23 protein-coding genes are annotated in these 24,538 nt (G+C 40.6%); all 23 read left to right on the forward strand.

Annotated features, from left to right (window positions below; genetic code table 11):
* The first annotated feature begins 21 nt into the window (after positions 1-21).
* The 23 genes from lon (at position 22) to pyrR (ending at position 24,505) form a co-directional block, all read left to right on the forward strand.
* Positions 22-2,331, forward strand: a complete 2,310-nt coding sequence (gene lon / locus RVY80_RS06840) for an endopeptidase La (protein WP_317330039.1) — start codon at positions 22-24, stop codon at positions 2,329-2,331.
* Positions 2,331-3,029 carry a ribosome biogenesis GTP-binding protein YihA/YsxC gene (yihA, locus tag RVY80_RS06845; protein ID WP_295188305.1) on the forward strand — a complete coding sequence of 233 codons (699 nt, stop codon included), beginning with the start codon at positions 2,331-2,333 and terminating at the stop codon, positions 3,027-3,029. Before lon ends, yihA begins: the two co-directional genes overlap by 1 nt.
* Entirely contained in the window at positions 3,026-3,997 is a 972-nt protein-coding gene (locus tag RVY80_RS06850) for a polyprenyl synthetase family protein (RefSeq protein WP_317330041.1), read from the forward strand. Before yihA ends, RVY80_RS06850 begins: the two co-directional genes overlap by 4 nt.
* Position 3,998: 1 nt before the next feature.
* Positions 3,999-4,985, forward strand: a complete 987-nt coding sequence (gene tatC / locus RVY80_RS06855) for a twin-arginine translocase subunit TatC (protein WP_295192542.1) — start codon at positions 3,999-4,001, stop codon at positions 4,983-4,985.
* A 20-nt stretch (positions 4,986-5,005) separates the two neighbouring features.
* Positions 5,006-7,663, forward strand: coding sequence for a valine--tRNA ligase (locus tag RVY80_RS06860; RefSeq protein WP_310746213.1), 2,658 nt, complete (start codon positions 5,006-5,008; stop codon positions 7,661-7,663).
* Between the two features lie 9 nt (positions 7,664-7,672).
* Positions 7,673-8,980 carry a bifunctional folylpolyglutamate synthase/dihydrofolate synthase gene (locus RVY80_RS06865; RefSeq protein WP_317330042.1) on the forward strand — a complete coding sequence of 436 codons (1,308 nt, stop codon included), beginning with the start codon at positions 7,673-7,675 and terminating at the stop codon, positions 8,978-8,980.
* A gap of 133 nt (positions 8,981-9,113) precedes the next feature.
* Entirely contained in the window at positions 9,114-10,352 is a 1,239-nt protein-coding gene (locus tag RVY80_RS06870) for an O-antigen ligase family protein (RefSeq protein WP_295188300.1), read from the forward strand.
* A gap of 563 nt (positions 10,353-10,915) precedes the next feature.
* A complete protein-coding gene (locus tag RVY80_RS06875) occupies positions 10,916-12,418 on the forward strand; it encodes an acetyl-CoA hydrolase/transferase family protein (protein WP_317330043.1) in 1,503 nt (500 codons plus the stop codon).
* Between the two features lie 26 nt (positions 12,419-12,444).
* Complete coding sequence (locus tag RVY80_RS06880) at positions 12,445-14,091, forward strand: acyl-CoA mutase large subunit family protein (RefSeq protein WP_295188296.1); 1,647 nt, start codon at positions 12,445-12,447, stop codon at positions 14,089-14,091.
* 30 nt (positions 14,092-14,121) lie between these two features.
* On the forward strand, positions 14,122-14,517 hold the full coding sequence (locus RVY80_RS06885; RefSeq protein ID WP_295188294.1) for a cobalamin B12-binding domain-containing protein: 396 nt from the start codon (positions 14,122-14,124) through the stop codon (positions 14,515-14,517).
* Positions 14,518-14,661: 144 nt separating this feature from the next.
* Positions 14,662-15,600 (forward strand): methylmalonyl Co-A mutase-associated GTPase MeaB, encoded by a 939-nt coding sequence (gene meaB, locus RVY80_RS06890; RefSeq protein ID WP_295192538.1) that lies wholly within the window; start codon positions 14,662-14,664, stop codon positions 15,598-15,600.
* 52 nt (positions 15,601-15,652) lie between these two features.
* Positions 15,653-16,075 carry a methylmalonyl-CoA epimerase gene (gene mce, locus RVY80_RS06895; RefSeq protein ID WP_295192536.1) on the forward strand — a complete coding sequence of 141 codons (423 nt, stop codon included), beginning with the start codon at positions 15,653-15,655 and terminating at the stop codon, positions 16,073-16,075.
* 38 nt (positions 16,076-16,113) lie between these two features.
* Positions 16,114-17,643: a methylmalonyl-CoA decarboxylase subunit alpha gene (gene mmdA, locus RVY80_RS06900; protein ID WP_295188289.1), complete on the forward strand. Its 1,530-nt coding sequence runs from the start codon at positions 16,114-16,116 to the stop codon at positions 17,641-17,643.
* Between the two features lie 85 nt (positions 17,644-17,728).
* On the forward strand, positions 17,729-18,061 hold the full coding sequence (gene mmdD, locus RVY80_RS06905; protein WP_317330044.1) for a methylmalonyl-CoA decarboxylase subunit delta: 333 nt from the start codon (positions 17,729-17,731) through the stop codon (positions 18,059-18,061).
* 24 nt (positions 18,062-18,085) lie between these two features.
* Complete coding sequence (gene mmdE / locus RVY80_RS06910) at positions 18,086-18,250, forward strand: methylmalonyl-CoA decarboxylase subunit epsilon (protein WP_295188287.1); 165 nt, start codon at positions 18,086-18,088, stop codon at positions 18,248-18,250.
* 62 nt (positions 18,251-18,312) lie between these two features.
* Entirely contained in the window at positions 18,313-18,696 is a 384-nt protein-coding gene (gene mmdC, locus RVY80_RS06915) for a methylmalonyl-CoA decarboxylase subunit gamma (RefSeq protein WP_295188286.1), read from the forward strand.
* Between the two features lie 64 nt (positions 18,697-18,760).
* Positions 18,761-19,882, forward strand: a complete 1,122-nt coding sequence (mmdB, locus tag RVY80_RS06920; RefSeq protein ID WP_295188285.1) for a methylmalonyl-CoA decarboxylase subunit beta — start codon at positions 18,761-18,763, stop codon at positions 19,880-19,882.
* A gap of 184 nt (positions 19,883-20,066) precedes the next feature.
* The gene (locus RVY80_RS06925; protein WP_295188284.1) at positions 20,067-20,324 is read left to right on the forward strand and encodes a hypothetical protein; all 258 of its coding nucleotides are present in this window, start codon (positions 20,067-20,069) and stop codon (positions 20,322-20,324) included.
* A 67-nt stretch (positions 20,325-20,391) separates the two neighbouring features.
* Positions 20,392-21,693, forward strand: a complete 1,302-nt coding sequence (locus RVY80_RS06930) for an SLC13 family permease (RefSeq protein ID WP_317330046.1) — start codon at positions 20,392-20,394, stop codon at positions 21,691-21,693.
* Positions 21,694-22,265: 572 nt separating this feature from the next.
* On the forward strand, positions 22,266-22,430 hold the full coding sequence (locus RVY80_RS06935; protein WP_295188281.1) for a DUF362 domain-containing protein: 165 nt from the start codon (positions 22,266-22,268) through the stop codon (positions 22,428-22,430).
* Positions 22,431-22,553: 123 nt separating this feature from the next.
* Complete coding sequence (lspA, locus tag RVY80_RS06940) at positions 22,554-22,988, forward strand: signal peptidase II (RefSeq protein WP_295192527.1); 435 nt, start codon at positions 22,554-22,556, stop codon at positions 22,986-22,988.
* A 3-nt stretch (positions 22,989-22,991) separates the two neighbouring features.
* On the forward strand, positions 22,992-23,912 hold the full coding sequence (locus RVY80_RS06945) for an RluA family pseudouridine synthase (RefSeq protein ID WP_295188278.1): 921 nt from the start codon (positions 22,992-22,994) through the stop codon (positions 23,910-23,912).
* A 44-nt stretch (positions 23,913-23,956) separates the two neighbouring features.
* On the forward strand, positions 23,957-24,505 hold the full coding sequence (gene pyrR, locus RVY80_RS06950) for a bifunctional pyr operon transcriptional regulator/uracil phosphoribosyltransferase PyrR (protein WP_295192525.1): 549 nt from the start codon (positions 23,957-23,959) through the stop codon (positions 24,503-24,505).
* Positions 24,506-24,538: the final 33 nt, after the last annotated feature.

A 24,538-nucleotide genomic window follows, 5' to 3' on the forward strand; every position in this document is an offset into this window, starting at 1 on the left:
ATATATAAAACCGGAGGAACTATGAATTTACTCGAAGTGGGAATTCCTACTGTCCCTTTGAGAGGTATGGTAGTGTACCCAAATATCGTAATTCATCTTGATATTGGCCGCGATAAATCCATCAAAGCCGTTGAAAAAGCGATGGAAAACGACCGTATTCTTGCGGTAGTAACTCAAAAAGATGATGCTGTGGAGGATCCAACTATTCATGATTTGGCAGTGATGGGGACTCTCGTTAAAATAAAACAAATGTTACGTCTGCCAGGGGGCATCGTACGTATTCTCGTAGAAGGTATTACTCGTATTCGCGTGATGAATATAACGAGTATGGATCCATTCTATGTAGGCGATTTTGATCGTGTTGGTTCTGTCTATGATGATGATGTGGAATTAGAAGCCTACCGTCGGCTCGTACAAGCAAAATTCACGAATTGGGCAGAAGAAGCAAAATCCATTACAGAAGAAGGCATCAGCCGTGTGATGGAATTGCGTGACCCTTGTGAATTGGCTGACCAAGTAGCATTCCTATTGCCCATCGATAATAGCAAACGTCAAGAGCTATTGGAGGAACTAAATGTAGCTCGTCGTTTAAATATGATTGTAGGCATCTTGAATATGGAATTGCAAATCTCTGATTTGGAAAATTCCATTAATAACCAAGTTCGCCAATCCATGGAAAAAGCACAAAAGGAATATTTCCTTCGCGAAAAAATTCGTGTTATCCATGATGAATTAGGTGATAAAGGTGATCCAGAGGAAGAAGCAGAAGAACTTCGCAAACAATTGAAGAATTTGGAATTGTCCGAAGAGATTCATGAGCGTATCGATAAAGAGATTTCTCGCTATAGCCGTATGCCATCCATGATGCCAGAAGCTACCATCCTAAGAAATTATTTAGATTGGGTGCTTAATTTGCCATGGAATGAATTCTCTGATGATCGTTTAGATATTAAAGAAGCGCGGGAAATGCTAGATGCGGATCACTATGGTTTGGATAAAGTAAAAAAACGTATTCTTGAATTCCTTGCTGTTCGTAAACTCACAGATAAACAAAGTGGGTCTATCCTTTGTTTAGTAGGCCCTCCAGGGGTTGGTAAAACATCTTTGGCCACGTCTATTGCAAAGGCGATGAACCGTAAATTTGTACGTGCTTCCCTAGGTGGTGTTCGTGATGAAGCGGAAATTCGTGGTCATCGTCGTACGTACATCGGTGCATTGCCAGGCCGTATGATTCAAGGTATTAAAAATGCAGGAACGCGTAATCCTGTGTTCTTACTTGATGAAATCGACAAATTAGCCTCTGATTACAAGGGCGATCCATCCTCTGCATTGTTAGAGGTCTTGGACCCTGAACAAAATAACACATTTAGCGATCACTTCATTGAAATTCCATTTGACTTCTCTGATGTATTCTGGATTACTACAGCTAACGTAGCCTCCAATATTCCGGGTCCGTTATTAGATCGTATGGAAATCATCGAGCTCACAAGCTATATGGAAGACGAGAAATTAGAAATCGCTAAACGATATTTGGCACCAAAACAAATTATACGCAATGGTTTAGAAGACCATAAAGTGAAATTGTCTGATGCTGTATTGAAAAAAATTGTTTCTGAGTATACTCGAGAAGCAGGTGTGCGTCGTCTTGAAAAAACAATTGCTAAAGTATGTCGCAAAATGGCGTACCAAATTGTGGAAGAAGACGGTACATCACCAAAAGTATCCGTTAAAAATCTTCATGAATATCTTGGTGCGCCAATCTATATTGAAGAAGAACGTGAAAAACGCCCACAAGTTGGTCTTGTATGCGGTTTAGCATGGACTTCTGTAGGTGGTGTTGTGCTTCCTTGTGAAGCTACCACTATGGCTGGCACTGGCAAATTAAGTCTCACCGGTAGCCTTGGTAAAGTTATGCAAGAATCTGGTCACGCTGCGATGAGCTATATCCGTCATAATGCGAAAGCCTTGAAGGTGGACGAAGAATTCTATAAAAAATTCGATATTCATGTTCATTTGCCAGAAGGGGCTACGCCTAAGGATGGCCCTTCGGCAGGTATTACCATGACATTGGCTATCGTGTCTGCTTTGACAAACCGTAAAGTTCGTTCTGATATCGCTATGACTGGTGAAATTACATTACGGGGGCGCGTATTGCCAATCGGTGGATTAAAAGAGAAATTGTTGGCTGCACTTTCCTATGGTGTGAAAGAAGTGCTTATTCCGAAAGGGAATGTCAAAGATATTGATGAATTGCCGGATAGTGTAAAAGAAGGTCTCATCATTACACCAGTAAAAACTATGGATGAAGTATTAGCAAAGGCACTTGTATAATGCAAAAAAGAAAAAAAACGAACAAGCCCCAAGGTCCAGCTCCCGTGTATACGAGAAAGGTACCTGCAGGCCCTCGCATTATTGCTGCAAAATATAATATATCTTGTGTGAAAGAAGACCAATACCCAGAGGGCGACACAGTAGAGGTTGCCTTCTTGGGTCGCTCTAATGTAGGTAAATCCTCATTAATTAATTCCTTATGTAATTATCGAGGACTTGCCTTGGTGAGCGGACAGCCGGGTAAAACAAAAACGATTAATTTCTTTGATATCGAGTCCAAGGAAAACATCAGTGAAACGGAAGAACGCCGTTATAACTGGTTCCTCGTAGATTTACCGGGCTATGGTTTTGCTAAAACGAACAAGGGGAATCGCGATTTATGGTCTTCTTTCATAGCAGACTATATTTTGCATTCACCGCGATTGATGCTATTATGCCTGTTGATTGACGGCCGTCATCCTGAAATGCCTATCGATAAACAAGCCTTTGATTGGCTTGTACAGGCTGGGGTGCCACTACAAATCGTAGTAACGAAAATCGATAAATTAAATTCCAAAGAGCGTCAGTCTAATTTAGCGAAAATCAAGGAACTCTATCCAACGGAAACGCCACCGATTCCGTATAGTTCATTGAAACATACGGGACGCGAGCTGTTACAACAACGTATTAATGAAATATTAGTGGGAGACGAAGCATGAGCGAGGCTACACAATTCGATATAATTGAACAAATCGGCCAAGACTTAGAACAAGTCGAAGTATCTCTAGCAGCGTCTTTTGAAACGGGTGCAGAGGATTTCAATGCTCTGATTCGGCCGTTATCTGCAGCAGGTGGTAAACGCTTGCGTGCACAACTCTGTATTTTGGTAGCTCTTGCGGGAAATTCCGTACAAGAGGAGCGTATTAAAATTGCAGAATCTGTGGAAATGTTACATTTGGCAACATTGATTCATGATGATGTACTCGACCAAGCCGCTATTCGACGCGGAGAAAGTACCATCCACACTCATAAGGGCAATAAAATCGCTATTTTAAGTGGAGATTATCTATTTGCCAAATGTTTTGCTTTGGTGGCTAGTCTTAACAGTACGGAATACCTTAAGGTGTTTACACATATCATCACATGCCTCGTTGAGGGTGAATTCATGCAGATGGAGGATGTGTACCGCATTGACCAAGGAATTGACCGTTATATGACGAAAACCCAGAAAAAAACGGCAGACTTTATGGAAGGCTGTATGGAACTGGGCGGCATGTTAGGGGGATGGTCTCCTGAGCATATCGTGCAATTGAAACGCTATGGTCACGCATTGGGGATGGCATTCCAAATTACCGATGATATCATGGACTATCGTGAAAGCTCCGATACTACGGGCAAACCGTCAGGCAATGATCTCAAGGAAGGTTTATTAACCTATCCATTATTGAGCATTGTTACAGATGACAATAAAGACAAACTATTGGCAGATATTAAAAACCTTGTTAATGGCGGTGATGATCAAGCCATCATTGACTATGTCATTGCTCAAGGCGGTGTAGATAATACCCTAGTTGTAGCTGATAAATACTGCAATGACGCCTATGATGCACTAAACCAATTACCTGATTTTGATGGTAAAGTACTATTAGAAATGGCTGTAGCTAATTTAGCAGATAGAAAGGTATAGTATGGAAGCGTTCGAACCGAAAGACTTCGAATATCCCCCTAAGAAACCTTCTCTTGATAGTGTGATTCGTCAGAAACGGCGACAAGTGGCACTAGCCAAAGAGCAACAAGCCTTCAAGGTAGGACCACATCCAACGGAAGCAAATCCTAAGGGAGTTGCCGGTGATGAGAATGTGGAAACTACTGATGGGGACGTAGTAGCGGGTTCTGATAACACTGGTGACTCTAGTGTTGGTACACAAATAGTTGAACAAGAACCGCGTTATACGGAAATGGAACAAAAAATGATGGACGAGGCTCGTGATTTGTCCTTGGTAGGGCATTTAACAGAGTTGCGTCACCGTATTATTATTATGGCTATTGCCATAGTCATTGGCTCAGGGATCGCCTTTTATTATGTAGATGTTTTATTGGCTTTATTGGTTGGTCCTGCGGGCAAACTCTATTATATGCGTCCTACAGAAGCGTTCTTTACCTATATGAAGGTGGCTGTTGTAGGCGGTATCATATTAGCATCGCCTGTCATTTTATACCAAATATGGATGTTCATCGTACCAGCCCTGACAACGCGAGAGAAACGACTGACAAACTGGATTATTCCCGTGGCGGTCATGTTGTTTGCGATGGGGATTATATTTTCCTATACTCTCGTCTTGCCGGCAGCCGTTAAATTCTTTATTGGATTCGGTACAGATGAATTAGAAGCACTATTTTCTATTGGTCAATACATAGACTTTGTGATAGCCTTTATATTGCCATTTGGATTGATTTTTGAACTACCGCTGGTGTTAATCATTATGGGGTATTTCAATTTAATCAACTCCATGTTCTTAAAGAGCAAACGAAAAATCTTTATTTTACTGTCTTTCATTATCGGGGCGGCCATCTCGCCAACACCTGATATGTTTTCTCAGACGATGATTGCATTGCCGATGATTTGTCTCTATGAAATTTCCGTCTTTGTATTATCGAAAATGATGAAAAAGTAATGTTACTTTTAGGAGGAACAATGAAAACCTACGAAAATTTAACGACCTATAACCCTGGTGACATTGAGAAAAAATGGTATGGTTATTGGGAAGCACAAGGCTACTTTCACGAAGAAGTAGATTCCAATAAACCACCATTCAGCATTGTCTTGCCACCTCCGAATGTAACAGGTATGTTACACATGGGTCATGCCCTTGATAACACATTGCAAGATATCTTGATTCGTTTCAAACGCATGCAAGGTTATAACGTATTGTGGATGCCTGGTACTGACCATGCGGGTATCGCTACACAAATTAAAGTAGAAGAAATGCTTGCGAAAAACGAAGGCAAATCTCGTCACGATTTAGGTCGTGAAAAATTTGTGGAACGCGTATGGGAATGGAAAAAAGAATACGGCGATACTATCGTTAAACAAATTCGTAGTTTAGGTGCCTCCTGTGACTGGTCTCGTGAACGTTTTACTTTGGATGAAGGCTATTATCATGCAGTGCGCGAAGTATTCGTAGCATTGTACGAAAAAGGTTTAATCTATCGTGGTGAACGTATTACGAACTGGTGCCCTCGTTGTAACACTGCGCTCAGTGATGTAGAAGTAGAACATGAAGACGAACATGGTCATTTGTGGTACATCAACTATCCTGTTAAGGATGATGCTACACGTTTTGTAACAGTGGCTACAACACGTCCTGAAACTATGTTTGGTGACGTGGCGGTAGCAGTTAACCCTGATGATGATCGGTATAAAGATTTGATTGGTAAAACATTAGTATTACCATTCGTAAATCGTGAAATTCCAGTGATTGCCGATGACTATGTTGACTCTAGCTTCGGTACTGGTTGTGTAAAAATTACACCAGCTCATGACCCTAACGATTTTGAAATGGGCCAACGCCATAATTTGGAATCTATCACTGTTATGAATCTTGATGGTTCTATGAATGCCTTGGCAGGTAAATTTGAAGGTTTGACTCGTGAAGAAGCTCGTAAGCAAGCCGTAGCTGAGTTAAAAGAAATGGGCCTATTGGCTAAAATCGATGACCATGATCATGCAGTAGGTCATTGTTCCCGTTGCCATACGATAGTGGAACCATTAGTGTCCAAACAATGGTATGTAAACATGGAACCATTAGCAAAACCTGCTCTTGATGTGGTATACGATAAATCCATCGAATTCGTGCCAGAACGTTTCACAAAAACGTACACAAACTGGCTTGAAAATATCCGCGACTGGTGTATCTCTCGCCAATTGTGGTGGGGTCATCGCATTCCTGCTTGGTATTGCGATAGCTGTGGTGAAACCATCGTTTCCCGTGAGGATATTACAGAATGTCCTCATTGTCATGGGACAGTAACACAAGATCCAGACGTACTTGATACATGGTTCAGTTCCGCTTTGTGGCCATTTGCTACAATGGGCTGGCCTGAAAATACGAAGGAACTCGAACAATGGTATCCAACTAGCGTACTTGTAACTGGTTACGATATCATCTTCTTCTGGGTAGCTCGCATGATCTTCATGGGTCTTGAATTTGAAAAGGAAATTCCGTTCAAACACGTATTTATCCATGGTCTCGTTCGCGATAGCCAAGGTCGTAAGATGTCCAAGTCCTTGGGTAATGGTATCAATCCACTTGATGTAATCGACGAATATGGTGCTGATGCATTGCGTTTTACGTTAGTAACTGGTAATACCCCTGGTAACGATATGCGTTTCTATATGGAACGCGTTGAGGCGAACCGTAACTTTGCTAATAAAATTTGGAATGCCTCTAAATTCGTATTAATGAACCTCGACGGCTATGATGAAAGCTTCGTTCCAACCGACGCTGATTTAACATTGGCGGATAAATGGATTATTGAAAGCTATAATGATGCCGTTGCAAACATCACGGCAAACCTAGATAAATTTGAATTAGGTGAAGCTGCTAGCACTGTATATGATTTCATTTGGAATACATACTGTGACTGGTACATCGAGCTGGCAAAACCTCGTTTGTACAATAAAGAAGGCGGTCGTGACCGTGCCACTGCACAATACTTGTTGGTTAATATCCTTCGCCATATGCTTGAATTGTTACATCCATTCATGCCGTTTGTAACTGAACACATTTGGCAACATTTGCCTCATGAAGGGGACAGCATCGTTGTAGCTAAATGGCCAACAGCATTGCCTTTCACAGAACAAAAAGAGGCAGCTCGTCAAATGCAAGTGATGATGGATGCTATCAAAGGCATTCGTAACATGCGTGCAGAAATGAATGTACCATTAGGTAAAAAAGCAGAAGTTATTTTGGCACCTACTGATGAGTCCCTCATGGACACAGTGTCAGCACATGGTGATTATTTCGTCACATTAGCCTGGGCTGAAAAAGTAACTATCCTTAATAGCACAGATGCTAAACCAGAAAATGCTACCGTAACCGTAGTTAATGGTTTAGAAGTATACTTGCTTCTTAAAGATTTGATTGATGCCGACAAAGAACGTGAACGTATCAACAAAGAAAAAGAACAAATGAAAAAAGAAATTTCCCGTCTAGAAGGTAAATTGAATAACCAAGGTTTCTTGGACAAAGCACCAGAAGCGGTTGTGGCAAAAGAACAAGAAAAATTGGCTGAATACAAACAAAAACAACAAGCCTTGTTAGAACGTGAAGAATTCTTGAAAACTTTATAGGAGGTATCCATGACATACGAACAAGCTGTGCAATATTTAGAAGAAGCATCATTCTTTGGCATTAAACCAGGCTTGGAACGCATCACTGCGCTCCTCGCTGAATTGGGGAATCCAGAGAAGAGCTATAAAATTGTGCATGTTACCGGCACGAATGGTAAGGGCTCTGTAACTACGTATGTGTCATATGCCTTGTTTAATAGTGGACTCAGGGTGGGGCGATTTACTTCGCCTCACCTTGAATCCTATACAGAGCGTATGCACATCAATGATGCCAACATCAGCGAAGATGGTTTTGGCGCACTCATTGAACGAGTAAAACCAGCGGTGGATGCCATTATTGCAAAGGGCATCGAAGCACCTACACAATTTGAAATCCTCACAGCAGCGGCATTTTTGTTCTTTCAAGAGCAAGAGGTGGATTATGCGGTGGTAGAGGTAGGTCTTGGCGGTTTGTTAGATTCTACGAATGTGGTAACACCAGTAGTATCTGTGATTACGAATGTATCCATTGATCATCAGGCCTATTGTGGTAATACCATTGAGGAAATTGCGCATCACAAGGCGGGCATCATTAAGGAAGGTATTCCTGTAGTGACTGCGGCTCAAGGTGGGGCCCTCAATGTCATAGAGGATGAAGCAACTGCTAAACACGCACCACTATATGTGTTTAACAAACGTTTTGGCATTGGTAGTCGTAGCTCTATGAAAACAGGCCAAATGGTGACTGTTAGCACAGAGGATGGGCAGCCAGCAATGTTATTTACATCCCTAGTAGGGATTCATCAAGCCGTTAATATTTCTTGTGCATTAATGACCGTCCGTCTATTGATGGACCAAGATAGTTCTATCAGTGAAGAAACTATGCGCGAAGGTTTTGCTCGCGCCACATGGCCAGGTCGTTTTGAAATCAAAAAGCACAATGACCGCACGTACATCTTTGATGGTGCTCATAATGCGGCAGGCGCTGAAGCCTTTGGCATGACGTATAAAGAACTCTTTAAAGATGAACCTAAAACAATCATTATGGCCATTTTGTCTGACAAGGACGAACAAGCCATCATTCGTGAGGTAGTAAAACCGCAAGATACCGTATATACTGTGCCAGCACCGACACCACGTTCTGAAAATCCATTAGCCCTTGGCAAAACGATTTCTGACATGGTAAAGACCGCTGAGGTAGAAGTATCTACTACTGTGTCTGATGCTTTGACTACAGCGACTGAAACAACAAAGAGTGGAGACACTATCGTTGTGTGTGGGTCACTCTATATTCTCGGTGAAGCTAGAGCCTGGTTACAGCAACAAGATTCTCATTAATGTATTCTTGAATTACATATAGAAAACGTATTGGTTGCGGCCAATACGTTTTTTTGTATACACTATACGTAACATGCTATAATAATTATAATTGTTGTAACATATTGTATGTTTAGAAAGCAGAGGTCGGACTATGGATCATCATAGCCCCTTACTTGTAACAGATAAGGGTATAAGGCCGTACATTGAAAAGTTAATATATGGTGTGGCCTTATTTATGCCATTAGAGCCATTAGTAGGTGATATTTTATTATGGTCGGCTATAGTATTATCTCTATATGATCAAGGGCGTCAACATCTCATTAAACGACCTACAGGGTGGTTGTCATGCACTGTGGTAGCCTATGTACTATGGGTAGGCGTATCCTCCGTCATATCAGAGCATAGGGACTGGTCCCTAGTAGGATGGCTTTATCAAGTTGTGGCCTGTGGGGGCATCTACTACCTGATGCGAACCTATATGTCCGAATATTGGCAGTGGCGAATATTTTTACAATTTTTCCTCGGTAGTGCTTTGTTGGTCTGCGTAATTGGAGTGTATCAGTATGTATTTGTACCTAATGTACATATGCATGAATGGGTAGATGCTAAACAATTCCCTAAATTGATGCGTCGCATGTCATCGACCTTGCAAAATCCTAATTTGCTAGGAGCTTATCTTTTGATGGTTCTCAGTGTAGCTGGTAGCTATGTGTTGACTTACTTCAAGGCAAAGCGTTATGAAGAGGTGTATAAAATTTTACCAGTAGCCATCGTAGTATTTCTCGTTATGCTTCTTACCTACTCCCGTGGAATTTGGGTGAGCTTTGCGGCTATGGTCCTATACTGGGGGATTGTGGTAGAGCGACGCCTTCTGTGGTCTCTTTTAGGGATTCCTATTGTGCTTTATTTCTATCAAGGTGAAATTGCGGGGCGTCTGTGGTCATTATTCCATGGACAGGACACGTCTGTTGCATTGCGTTGGGCTTTGTGGGATAGTACGACATATATCATCGCGGAACATCCAATCTTTGGTATCGGATGGAATACTTTCTGGCTTGTGTATCCTGATTATAATTACTTTATTCAAGCACCAGTGATATTGATGTATCATGCCCATAATTTGTATCTCAATATGCTTGCTGAAATAGGTATCCCTGGATTTATCTTGTTCATGACTGTCATTATAGGACATGCGGTGGCCGCATTACGGCTGGATGGTGATGGATTTAGAAAATCTGCACAAATTGGTGTGGGGACGCTAGTTGTTGCCATTCTTGTAAGTGGTCTATCGGATTTTGAACTCTATAGCCATCAGGTGGCCGTTGTATTTTGGCAGTTGCTTGGTTGGGTAGGGGCTTTTATGAAAGTTAATGAAAAATCTCATAAGTGATGTATAGCAGTCTATGTCAAAATAGGCTGCTTTTTTTCTACAGATTATGTAGTGGAAATATTCTTATACATATGATGATTATTAGAAAAAATTAAAATAAAATTTTTATGACTAATTATTGATACTATGCAGGAGTTTGTGTCATTGATGTCGAATATAAACAGATAAGGTCTAAACAAAAATATAACTCATATTTATATTATACGGGAAAAAACGGAAAAAATTCGATATAGTTTATAGCAGCCTTATTGTGTACCTATGAAATATTGAGTATTTTCATGTAGCAGATAATCATAGTATCGATGAGGATGAATATAGAGTATATCGATAATTCCTGTGAGTTATAACGAAGTGAATAAAACTTATTCACGGGCAGTCAACTCTATGAGTTTAAGTTATACAAAACCTATAAATGCTGAATATTTTATGCATATTATGCAATTTTGTAATATCGGTTGACAATGAGTTGCAAAAAACTTACGATTGAGTCGGTTTAAGGAACGTTTTAGACCAAGTGATCAAACTGTTGTTTTAACTATTAACTGTAAAAGGAGATGGTAGTGATGACTGACATCCTAGATCGCGTAAAGAATACAGCGCTCCAGGCTAAAATTGTCACAGCAGAAGAAGCAGCACAATTGATTAACCCGAACGATAAAGTTGGTATTTCCGGCTTTACTCCTTCTGGTTATGCAAAAGCTGTACCTTTAGCTCTGGCAAAACGAATGGAAAGTGATCCATTCCAGATTGATTTATGGACGGGCGCATCTGTTGGTGACGAAGCTGACGGCGCTCTTACTCGAGTAAATGGTATCCATCGTAGATTCCCTTACCAAACTAACAGCGATACTCGCAAAGCACTTAACAGTGGCAAAATCAATTATATTGATATGCACTTAAGCGCAATGGCACAAAATATTCGCTATGGTTTCTACGGAGATTTAGATGTTGCCATTATCGAAGCAGTTTGTATTAACGAAGATGGTAGCATTGTTCCATCTACTTCCGTAGGGAACTCCCCAACATTCGTTAGTCAAGCTAAGAAAGTTATTGTAGAAGTAAATACAAGCCAACCTTTATCCTTGGTAGGCATGCATGACATCTACGAACCTATTAACCCTCCACATCGTCAACCAATTCCATTGGTAACACCTGGCGACCGTATCGGTACAGAAGGTATCCCTTGTGACCCTGACAAAATTGTTGCAGTTGTTCCATGTGATATCACTGACAAGACTCGTCCACTAGCACCAATTGATGACGATGCAAAGGCTATGAGCCATCATTTGATTAAATTCTTTGAAAACGAAATCAAAGAAGGTCGTTTGCCAGAAAACTTATTGCCATTACAATCTGGCGTAGGCTCTGTAGCAAATGCTGTAATCAGTGGCTTAGCAGAAGGTCCTTTCACAGATTTGTCTATCTACACTGAAGTAATTCAAGATGGCATGTTTGATCTAATTGATGCAGGCAAAGTAACTGTATGTTCTGGTACTGCATTATCCCCATCCCCAGATGGATTAAAACGTTTCTATGATAACATTGACGAATATCGTAAAAAAATTATTCTTCGTCCACAAGAAATTTCAAATAACCCTGGTATTGCAAGACGTATTGGCGTAATTGCAATGAATACAGCCATCGAATTTGATATTCTTGGTAATGTTAACTCTACTCATATTATGGGTAGCAAAATGATGAACGGTGTTGGCGGCTCTGGCGACTTCGCTCGTAGCGCATACTTGACTATTTTCTGTACTAACTCTGTGGCAAAAGGTGGAGACATTAGCTCCATCGTTCCATTTGTATCTCATGTAGATCATTGCGAACATGACACTATGATTTTCTGTACAGAACAAGGCGTAGCTGACTGCCGTGGTTTGAGCCCAGTGGAACGTGCTCGTACAATCATCGAAAATTGTGCACACCCTGACTACAAACCTATGTTAACTGAATACCTAGAAAAAGCATTAGCTGAAACAAAGAATGCCCATACACCAATGTTGTTAGGCGAAGCTCTTTCTTGGCATAAACGCTTCACAGAAACTGGAAGCATGAAAAAATAACTGTTTTTTAGGAGGATGATGAAAACATGGCTTACGAAAGCTTAAAAGAACAAATCGCTGCATACAATGCACTTTGCGACGAAAAATCTGCAAAAACACCTGAACGTCAAAACTTGAAATACAATCGTTTGTATACTCCAGTTGACATCGAAGGTTTCGATTATGAAAAAGATTTAGGCATGCCTGGCGAATTCCCATACACTCGTGGTGTACAACCTACAATGTACCGTGGCCGTTTCTGGACAATGCGTATGTATGCTGGTTTCGCAACTGCTGAAGAATCCAACAAACGTTACCGTTACCTAATCGAATCTGGTGCAACAGGTCTTTCCTGTGCATTCGACTTGCCAACACAAATCGGTTATGACTCTGACGATATCATTTCCGAAGGCGAAGTTGGTAAAGTAGGTGTTGCGATTGACTCCTTGAAAGATATGGAAATCTTGTTCGATGGTATCGACCTTGGTAAAGTTTCCACTTCCATGACAATCAACGCTCCAGCATCCGTTTTGTTGGCAATGTACATTGCAGTAGCTGAAAAACAAGGCGTACCTTCCACAGCTTTGATGGGTACAATTCAAAATGATATTTTGAAAGAATACGCTGCTCGTGGTACTTACATTTTCCCTCCAAAACCATCCATGCGTTTGATCACTAATATCTTCGAATATTGCTCTCAAAACGTTCCAAAATGGAATACAATCTCCATTTCTGGTTACCATATTCGTGAAGCTGGTTCCACAGCTGCACAAGAAATCGCTTTCACAATTGCTGACGGTATCGCATACGTAGAAGCAGCTCTTAAAGCTGGTCTTGACGTTGATACATTTGCAGGTCGTTTGTCCTTCTTCTGGAATGCGCATAACAACGTATTAGAAGAAGTTGCAAAATTCCGTGCATCCCGTCGTTTGTGGGCTGACATCATGAAAAACCGTTTTGGTGCTAAAAAACCAAAATCCATGATGCTTCGCGTACATACTCAAACAGCTGGTTCCATGTTGACTGCACAACAAGTTGATAACAACATCGTTCGTGTTGCTCTTCAAACTGCAGCTGCTGTAATGGGTGGTACTCAATCCTTACATACTAACTCCCGTGACGAAGCGTTGGCACTTCCTACAGAAGCATCTGTACAAGTAGCTCTTCGTACTCAACAAATCGTTGCTTACGAATCCGGTTTAGCTGACGTAGTTGACCCATTGGGCGGTTCCTACTATGTAGAAGCTATGACTAACGCTATCTATGACGAAGCTGCTGAATACATCAAAAAAATCGATGAAATAGGCGGCGCTGTTGTAGCTATCGAAAAAGGTTACATCCAAAAAGAAATTCAAGAATCTGCTTACAAATGGCAAATGGAAGTTGAATCTGGCTTACGTACAATCGTTGGCGTAAACAAATTCCAAGTTGAAGAAAAAGCTCCAGAAGGTCTTCTTCGTGTAGATTCTTCCGTTGGTGTAAACCAATCCAAGAAAACTCAAGAAGTTCGTGCAAGCCGCGACCAAGCAGCTTGTGATGCAGCATTAGCAGCATTAAAAGCAGGTGCAGCTGACGAATCCGTTAACTTGATGCCTTTAATCCTTGATGCAGTTAAAACATATGCTACTTTGGGTGAAATCTGTAATGTATTGCGCGAAGTATTCGGTGAATACCAAGCACATGCAACATTATAATAAAACGCTTAGTTCGGAGGGAATATAATCATGGCAGAAAAACGTATTAGAGTAATCGTAGCAAAACCAGGTCTTGATGGTCATGACCGTGGTGCAAAAGTAGTAGCACGCGCACTTCGCGATGCTGGGTTCGAAGTTATTTACACAGGCCTTCGCCAAACTCCTGAACAAATTGTTGAAGCAGCTTTGTCTGAAGACGTTAATGTTGTAGCATTAAGCCTTCTTTCTGGCGCACACAACACATTGTTCCCTAAAATCGTTGAGCTTTTAAAAGCTAAAGGTATGGGCGACGTTCTTGTTATCGGTGGTGGCGTTATTCCTGACGCTGATATCCCTGGTTTGAAAGATGCTGGCGTTGCAGCAGTATTCACTCCTGGCACACCAACTGGCGACATCGTTAAATTCATTAACGAACACGTTAAATAATTTGTTCTTATAGAGTTTCATATAGAACAGTAGAGTTCGACGAAAACGTTATAATTTAGAGAATAGGAGGGAAGGACTCATATTGAAGCTTTAATCACTGAGCCTCCCTCTGTTTTCTCGTATTTAAGATAGGTGGTGCAGCCCATGGATTTAGTTAAAGAACTATTCGAAGGCTCCCGTCTTGCCTTGGCGAGATCTATCACAGCCGTGGAAAATGAGTATGATAATGCTATTGAAATCATGCAATCCATTTATCCCAAAACTGGTCGTGCTCGCATTCTTGGTATCACTGGTGCTCCAGGTGCTGGTAAAAGTACATTAACAGATAAAGTTGTAAAACATTATTTAGATCAAGGTAAAACAGTCGGCATCGTTGCTATTGACCCAACTAGTCCATTCTCTGGTGGCGCTATCTTGGGTGACCGCATTCGTATGAATGATTTAACTTTGAACGAAAATGTATTTATTCGCAGTATGGGTACACGTGGTAGTTTAGGCGGTTTATCCAAAAAAACTGCAGATGTAGTAAAACTAATGGACGCTTATGGCATGGATATTGTCATTGTCGAAACCGTTGGTGTAGGACAATCTGAAGTTGATATTGTAAAAAATGCTGATACGACTTTGGTTGTATTGGTACCAGGCCTTGGTGATGATATTCAAGCCATCAAAGCTGGTATTCTTGAAATTGGTGATGTATTTGCCATTAATAAGGCTGACCGAGATGGTTGCGATCGACTCAATGTAGAAATTGAAATGATGCTTGACCTTGATTCTCGCGAAGTAAAATGGAGACCTCCAATCAAGAGAACTATTGCTAGTAAAGATCAAGGTGTAGAAGAATTAATTGAAGCCTTAGATGAACATTTTGAATTCTTAGAAGATTCTGGCGAACTTCAAGAACGCCGTGCTGAAAGAACTAGAAATGAAATCGTAGCAATGATTAATGAACAAATTGGTCGCTATGTAGCTGAGAAAGTTATTACTAGTGATGAATTTAATAGCCAAGTTGACGCAGTGAATGCTCGTGAAAACGATCCATATACTGTTGTTAGCGATGTTATGGCAAAAGTGCTCAAGTAGGCGGCGACTACAGGGTATAAAATCTATTAGCCTTGCAAAGGAGATAAGTAACATGGCATTTAAAGTATTACAAGTGGACCACATCGGTATCGGTGTTAATGATTTAGCTGCAACAAAAGAATTTTACAAAAATACATTAGGTATTCAACATCTTCCTGAAGATGAAGTTGTAGAAGAACAAAAAGTAAAAGTTTCCTTCTTCCCATGCGGCGACGCAGAATTAGAATTCTTGGAAACTACTACTCCAGATGGCCCTATCGGTAAATTTATCGAAAAAAATGGCGGTCGTGATGGTATCCAACATATCGCATTGCGCGTTGATAACATCGAAGCTGCAATCGCTGATTTGATGGAAAAAGGCGTTAAAATGATTGATGAAAAACCTCGCTACGGTGCAGGTGGTTCTGCGATTGCTTTCTTGCATCCAAAAGCAACTGGTGGAGTTCTACTTGAACTTTGTCAACGTATGAAATAAAATAATAGTGTTATTAATTTTTATTTGGAGGTGCTATAATGGCAACAGTGCAGGAAAAAATCGAGTTATTGCACGAAAAGCTTGCTCACGTTAAACAAGGTGGCGGCGAAAAACGTATCGAGAAACAACATTCTCAAGGCAAAATGACAGCTCGCGAACGTTTGACAAAATTGTTCGATGACAATTCTTTCGTAGAATTGGATCAATTTGTTAAACATCGTTGTGTAAACTTTGGCCAAGAGAAAAAAGATCTTCCAGGCGAAGGTGTTGTTACTGGTTACGGTACAGTTGAAGGACGTCTAGTATATGCGTTTGCTCAAGATTTCACTGTAGAAGGTGGTTCCCTTGGCGAAATGCATGCAGCTAAAATTGTAAAAGTACAACGTTTAGCTATGAAAATGGGCGCTCCTATTGTTGGGATCAATGACTCCGGCGGGGCTCGTATTCAAGAAGCAGTAGACGCTTTGGCTGGCTACGGTAAAATCTTCTTCGAAAACACTAATGCATCCGGTGTTATTCCACAAATTTCCGTAATCATGGGACCTTGTGCAGGTGGTGCTGTATATTCCCCAGCATTAACTGACTTCATCTACATGGTTAAAAACACATCTCAAATGTTCATCACTGGCCCAGCAGTTATCAAATCTGTAACAGCAGAAGAAGTAACAGCAGAAGCTCTTGGTGGTGCGATGGCACACAACTCCGTTTCCGGCGTAGCTCATTTTGCAGCTGAAGACGAAGATGATTGCATCGAACAAATTCGTTACTTGTTAGGTTTCTTGCCATCCAACAACATGGAAGATGCTCCATTAGTTGACACTGGTGATGACCCTACTCGTGAAGAAGAATCCTTGAATACATTGTTGCCAGATAACAGCAACATGCCTTATGACATGAAAGATGTAATTGCAGCAACTGTAGATAATGGTGCATTCTATGAAGTACAAGCATTCTATGCTACAAACATCATCACTTGCTTCGCACGTTTTGATGGTCAAACAGTAGGTATTATTGCTAACCAACCTAAAGTAATGGCTGGTTGTCTTGATATCAATGCATCTGACAAATCTTCCCGTTTCATTCGTTTCTGTGATGCTTTCAATATTCCAATCGTTAACTTCGTTGACGTTCCTGGTTTCTTGCCTGGCACAAATCAAGAATGGGGCGGTATCATTCGTCATGGCGCTAAAATGTTGTATGCTTACTCTGAAGCAACTGTACCTAAAATTACAGTTATCACTCGTAAAGCTTACGGCGGTTCCTACTTGGCAATGTGTTCCCAAGATTTGGGCGCAGACCAAGTATTAGCATGGCCTACATCTGAAATCGCAGTTATGGGTCCTGCAGGCGCAGCAAACATTATCTTCAAAAAAGATGCGGATAAAGATGAAAAAACTGCTAAATACGTTGAAGAATTCGCTACTCCATACAAAGCAGCTGAACGCGGCTTCGTAGATATCGTAATCGAACCTAAACAAACTCGCCCAGCAGTTATCAACGCTCTTGCAATGTTAGCAAGCAAACGCGAAGCTCGTGCACCTAAGAAACATGGTAATATTCCATTATAATATGCATTTACTAGTTAGTTAGATAAGATGTCGTATTTGGAAATACCTTTCTTATGTAAAACAATTATTGGAAAGGGGAACTTTTATGGAAGGTCAAACTGCTAACCCTTGGTTGATTATGGCTATCAATATGACAGTCGTATTCGCTGTATTGATTTTGCTAGGCGTTCTTATGGAAATCATTCACATGATTGATCCAACTAAGAAAAAAAAAGTTGAATCAGCAGCACCAGTAGCAGCAGCTCCAGTGGCAGCCGCTCCGACTACTGTAGCAACAACTAATGATGAAAAAGTAGTAGCAGCTATCGTTGGCGCAGTTGTTGCGATGGGGTATTCATCGGAACAAATCGCATCTATTCGTCCAACTGCTACAAGCGCTCAATGGCGTTTTGATGGTCGTTTAAGCGGTAGAAACTAAAAACATTCTTAGGAGGAAGTTGTTATGAACAATGCTATAGCGAATAATGAAGTGGTTAATAAGGAAACTGTAGCCGTAATCATTGGTGCCCTATCAGCAATGGGTTATTCTAAGGATCAAATCGCTTGTATTCGTCCAGTTGTTAGTTATAATTGGAAAATGGAAGGTCGCATACGCGGCAATCGTTAGGATTAATCTAAATTAAGTACAGTATGTAAAATTTATACTCATTTTTAGGAGGAAACTTTAAGATGAAAAAATTCAACGTTACAGTAAATGGTACAGCTTATGATGTAGAAGTAAATGAAGTAAAAGCAGGTGGCGCAGCAGCTCCAGCACCTAAAGCAGCTCCAGCACCTAAAGCAGCTCCAGCAGCAGCTCCAGCTCCAGCACCTAAAGCAGCAGCTCCAGTACCAGCAGGCGCTGAAACTGTAAAAGCTCCAATGCCTGGTAAAATCTTGTCCGTAGCAGTATCTGCTGGCCAACAAGTTAAAAAAGGCGAAACTCTTCTTATTCTTGAAGCTATGAAAATGCAAAATGAAATCGCAGCTCCACATGATGCAACCGTAACAGAAGTTCGCGTATCTGCTAACCAAACTGTAGCTACTGGCGACGACATGGTTGTTCTTGGCTAATTATGATTATGAAGGCAACTGTCTTCATTAACAATTTTATAGTTAATATGAAAGGGGAACGCACATGGATGCATTTATCGTAGCGATTACATCTGTTTGGACTGATAGTGGTTTCTCCGCTTTCCAACCTGGTAATGCGATTATGATTCTCGTGGGTTTAGTTCTTCTCTACATGGCATTTGCAAAAGAGTTCGAGCCATTGTTGCTTGGTCCTATCGCATTTGGTTGTGTATTGGCAAACATTCCACGTAATGGTTTTGAAGAAGGTGTAATGGCATTAATCAGTGCTGGTATTTCTCATGAAATTTTCCCACCATTGATCTTCTTAGGTGTAGGTGCAATGACTGACTTTGGTCCGTTGATTGCTAACCCTAAAACATTGTTGTTAGGTGCTGCAGCACAATTTGGTGTATTCATTGCCTTGGCTGGTGCTATGGTTATTGGCTTCACACCACAAGAAGCAGCTGCTATCGGTATCATTGGTGGTGCTGACGGCCCTACATCTATCTATTTGGCAACTAAATTGGCTCCTCATTTGTTAGGTGCTATCGCCGTTGCGGCTTACTCCTACATGTCCTTGGTTCCATTGATTCAACCTCCTGTAATGAAATTATTCACTACCCAAAAAGAACGTGAAATCGTGATGGAACAATTACGTGAAGTAACTCGCTTTGAAAAAGTTGTATTCCCAATCGTTACAACTATTTTCATTTCCTTATTGTTACCATCCGTTACATCCCTTGTAGGTATGTTGATGCTTGGCAACTTGTTCCGTGAATCCGGTGTAACAGCTCGTTTAGCAGATACTTCTGAAAATGCGTTGATCAATACTGTAACAATCTTCTTGGCAACTGGTACTGGCTTAACTATGAGTGCTGAACATTTTTTGAATCTTGACACAATTCTTATTATCTGTCTTGGTTTGGTAGCATTCATCGGTGGTACTGCTGCAGGCGTATTGTTCGGTAAATTGATGAATATGTTTGATGGTGGTAAAACTAATCCACTTATCGGTTCCGCTGGTGTATCCGCGGTACCAATGGCAGCTCGTGTGTCCCAAATCGTGGGTGCAAAAGCTAACCCAGCTAACTTCTTGCTCATGCATGCTATGGGCCCTAACGTAGCTGGCGTTATTGGTACAGCTGTAGCAGCAGGTACAATGCTTGCTATGCTAGCACCAAAATAATGACATCATAGAAACTCACCACAAGGTGTACCCTTAGGGGTACACCTAAAGGTGGATTTCATACCCATCGATTTGTATTTACGTACGATGGATTTATCAATAAGTTGTACTACGGCAAAGAGACTGAGGCAAATCTATTCTAGGATCCAATGTTTATTGTATGCTTATAATAACGAGGTAAATTATGTTCTCTATTGAAACGAAAATTTTCATATGCTTTGTGTGGGCACTTATTGTATTTTTAATTACTGCACTACTAATCGGTTCCGAACGAAAGGCAATTTGGTTTCAAAAACGAACTAAATATTCCTTCTTTAACCGTCGTGGTCTCATTAGTGAAGCCCTTCACTTTGGTTATCCAAAGACGCAGGAGGGGTACTGTGTGACAGCAGCCATGACCGGTGCAATCGGCGTCGTAGGGTATGTTCTCTATATTCTATGATATGTGCAAGGCCTAGACTATACAAAACATACATAGTGCTATCCTCTTGAAAAGGAGATGATGATGTATGAGTCCTGCAGTACAAACCCTTATCGTACTCGCAATTATGGCAGTTTTCTTTGTTACTGAAATTATTCCACTAGCAATTACATCCCTTGGTGGTGCAATTGCATTGGCTTTGATGGGGATTATTAGCTCCCAAGAAGCATTCTCCGGCTTGTCCGACAGTACAGTAGTATTGTTCGCAGGCATGTTCGTAGTTGGTGGTGCTCTATTCTATACAGGTTTAGCTCAAAAAATCGGTGAAACAGTAGTTTCTAAAGCCGGTACTAGTGAAAATGGTTTGATGTTTGCAATCATGGCAGTAACTGCTACAATGTCTGCATTCTTGTCCAACACTGGTACAGCAGCTGCTCTACTTCCAGTAGTAGTAGGGATCTGTTCCGTTGCTAAAATTCCTGCTTCTCGTCAATTGATGCCTTTAGCATTTGCGGCTGGTATCGGTGGTATCATTACAATGGTTGGTACACCTCCTAATATCATCGTAAATGGTGCATTAAACAAAGCTGGTATTACTCCATTCGGTTTCTTTGAATTCGCTTGGATTGGTATTCCTTTGACAATCGCTACAATTTTATTCATGATGACAATTGGCAAACGTTTCTTGCCTAACCACATCATCGAAGATGTTGGCGAAGTAGAACAAGAAGTTTCCGCTGACAAAGTATCCAATGATCCTAAGAAACAATTATACTCTGGCCTTATCTTGGGCGGCGTTATCGTTCTTATGATTCTTGGCGATACTTTAAAATCTAACTTTGGTATTAACTTACCTTTGAGCTTAGTAGCTGTAGTAGGCGCTATGCTTTGTGTATTGACTGGTTGTTTAGGTGAAAAACAAGCCTACACATCTATTGACTGGGTTACTATCTTCTTGTTCGCTGGTATGATGCCAGTAGCAGGCGCTATGGATAAATCTGGTGCTGGTCAATTAATTGCTAACGCAGTATTGGGTGTTATGGGTTCTGATCCTAGCCCTTACTTTGCAACAGCAGTATTGTTCATCCTTTCTTGCGTAATGACTCAATTCATGTCTAACACTGCATCTTGTGCATTGTTAGCACCAATTGGTATCGCCATCGCAAAAGGTATGGGCGCTGACCCTCATGCTGTATTGATGGCTATCGGCGTAGCTGCATCTTGTGCATTCGGCACACCTGTAGGTACTCCTCCTAATACATTAGTATTAGGCCCTGGTCAATACAAATTCATGGACTATGTAAAAGCTGGTGTACCTTTGATCATCGTTTGCTTCATCGTAAGTATCTTGATCATCCCTATGGTATGGCCATTCTTCCCTGGTAAATAATCAGGACATAGGCTAAACATTGGTAGTTTTATAGACCTAAATATAAGCATACAACGACCCGTTCTTTTGAGCGGGTCGTTTTACTTCGCTCAGAACTGGGTTCTCTCTTAAATATGGGGGAGACCTAAATATTTTGAACGCTCTTTATATAGCTAATATATTCTCCCAGTATAAATGAGTTAGCTTAGAGGCTAAAGGGTATAGGGAAATATGGTAGGTAACATAATGATAATAAATATTGATAATTATGCTCTCGAACTTAAATGAGAATGTAAAGTTAAATGAGAATGTAAAATTAAATGATAATGTAAAGTTAAATGATAATACGGTTATTAAAATTTCTAGATATAGATAGGTAATTAATATAATTGATATAGAATATCATAATGGTGAAAATAATTAGATTTTATGTGAAAAGTGGCATTGAATCATGCAAAATAATAATTCTAAAATTGATGGGAATTAATTGACAATCATTCAATGTTGTGTGATAATGAGAACAAGAAATGAGGCAAGTGCCTCTTTAATTGATAATAATAAAAGTTTTAATCTATATGTTATGGAGGTTCATCATGAGAGTTATTGCTGACGGTTGTATTAAATGTGGTTCTTGCGCTTCTGTTTGCCCTGTAAGTGCTATTAGCGAAGGCGAAACTAAATACGAAATCAATGATACTTGCATCGACTGCGGTTCTTGCGAATCCGTTTGCCCAGTTGCAGTTATCTCCGCTGAATAATTTTAGCAATAAAATTAGCCCTCATGTGAGGGCTTTTTTTTTGCTCTTTTTTAGATTTTACTGTACACTAATAGTACTGATTCAATATTTTGGGATGTATTAATTAGAATAGAGGATTTACTTTTGTTTTATCTTATTATTATATGTAACTTTATTATAGATCAATGGACAAAGTCTTGGGTGATGCAGCATTTCTATTTAGGTGAATCAATGCCAATTGTCCAAAATATATTTCATATGACTTATATTATTAATCGCGGTGCTGCCTTTGGTATGCTTGAGGATCAACGGATATTTTTCTTAGTCGTTGTGGCTGTGTTATTAGCGGTGTATTGGTACTTTCACAAGCATATACAAGAGGGGCCAAATTATTTAAAGCTAGGTGCCTCGTTGCTCATTAGTGGCGCCCTAGGCAATGCATATGATCGCTATACTATGCATGGCGTAGTTGATTTTTTTGATTTTAGAATTTGGCCTATTTTTAATGTGGCCGATATTGGTATTTGTGTAGGTGTAGTTCTCGTGTCCTATTATGTATTCACGAAAACAGAGGAGTAATGAATGGAACAATTTATTGTAGCCCCAGAACAAGAGGGTATGCGATTAGATGTATATTTAACAGAACGTATAGAAGGGTCCCGCAGTTTTATCCAATCTTTGATTAAGGATGGCCATGTGCAAGTAGGGGAGAAACAAGGCAAGGCGAATATGCGATTGACACCGGGCTTTGAGATTTCTGTGGAAATTCCTGAGCCCCATTCAGTAGAAATTTTACCAGAGGATATTCCACTTGATTATTTATATGAGGATTCTCATATTGTGATTGTCAATAAACCTCGTGGAATGGTGGTGCATCCTGCGCTAGGCAATTATTCAGGCACATTGGTTAATGCCTTGCTATTCCATTGTAAGGATTTGTCCGGCATTAATGGTGAAATTCGCCCTGGTATCGTTCATCGCCTTGATAAGGATACATCGGGTGTCATGATGGCTGCCAAGGATGATCAAGCGCATGTAGGACTCGCAGAGCAAGTGAAAGAACATAGTGCGAAACGTACATACTGGGCGATTGTTCAAGGTAATATTGTGGAAGAAAAAGGGACTATCAATGCTCCTATTGGTCGTCATCCTAAGGACCGCATGAAAATGGCTGTTGTATTTGAAAACAGCAAAGAAGCTATTACACATTTTACCGTGCTTGAACGCTATGGTAGCCATACGTTGGTAGAATGTGTCCTTGAAACGGGCCGTACCCACCAAATTCGCGTTCATTTTGCCCATATTGGTCACCCGGTCGTCAATGATCCTTTCTATGGTTATCGTAAAATGGACTTCCCTATTAATGGACAGGCTTTGCATTCTAAAACATTGGATATTAAACATCCTATCACTGGTGAAAGTATGCATTTTGAGGCACCAGTGCCACAAGATTTCCAAGATTGTATGGAGTATGCTAAGAACTATCATTTGATTAAGAAATAGACTTATAAAATTTTAGTAGATTTTATTTTCATGAGGGGACATCTATGGATGAGCAACGTATACTGATGGATAGCGATGGCGTGATGCGCGTTGTTCGTCGCATTAGTCATGAAATTTTAGAACGAAATAAAGGTATTTCTAATGCCTTGATTGTTGGTATTGAACGACGGGGCGTTTATTTAGCCAAGCGATTACAACGTGAAATTGAAAGTATCGAAGGGATACGGATTGAATGTGAATCCCTTAATGTAGCGATGTATCGTGATGATCGTGATTATAGACCCAAGCAAGGAAATCCTTGTACCATTAATACTACCGAGAAGTTAATTATTTTGGTTGATGATGTGTTGTATACGGGTAGGACGATTCGGGCTGCATTAAATGCATTGATGGATGCTGGTAGACCGCGGGCTATTCAATTGGCCGTTCTCGTTGATCGTGGCCATCGTGAATTACCAATTCGCGCGGATTATGTGGGGAAAAATGTACCGACCTCCCACTTGGAAAATGTACATGTAAATGTATCTGAAGTGGATGGGGAAGACAGCGTGGTATTAACGCAAATCGAAGAAGGACAACAAGAATATAAATAAAAAAGAGGTAAGCATGCTGCTGATGAGCATGTT

Origin of the sequence: Veillonella absiana (genome assembly GCF_032970865.1) — a bacterium.
Taxonomy (GTDB): Bacteria; Bacillota; Negativicutes; order Veillonellales; family Veillonellaceae; genus Veillonella; species Veillonella absiana.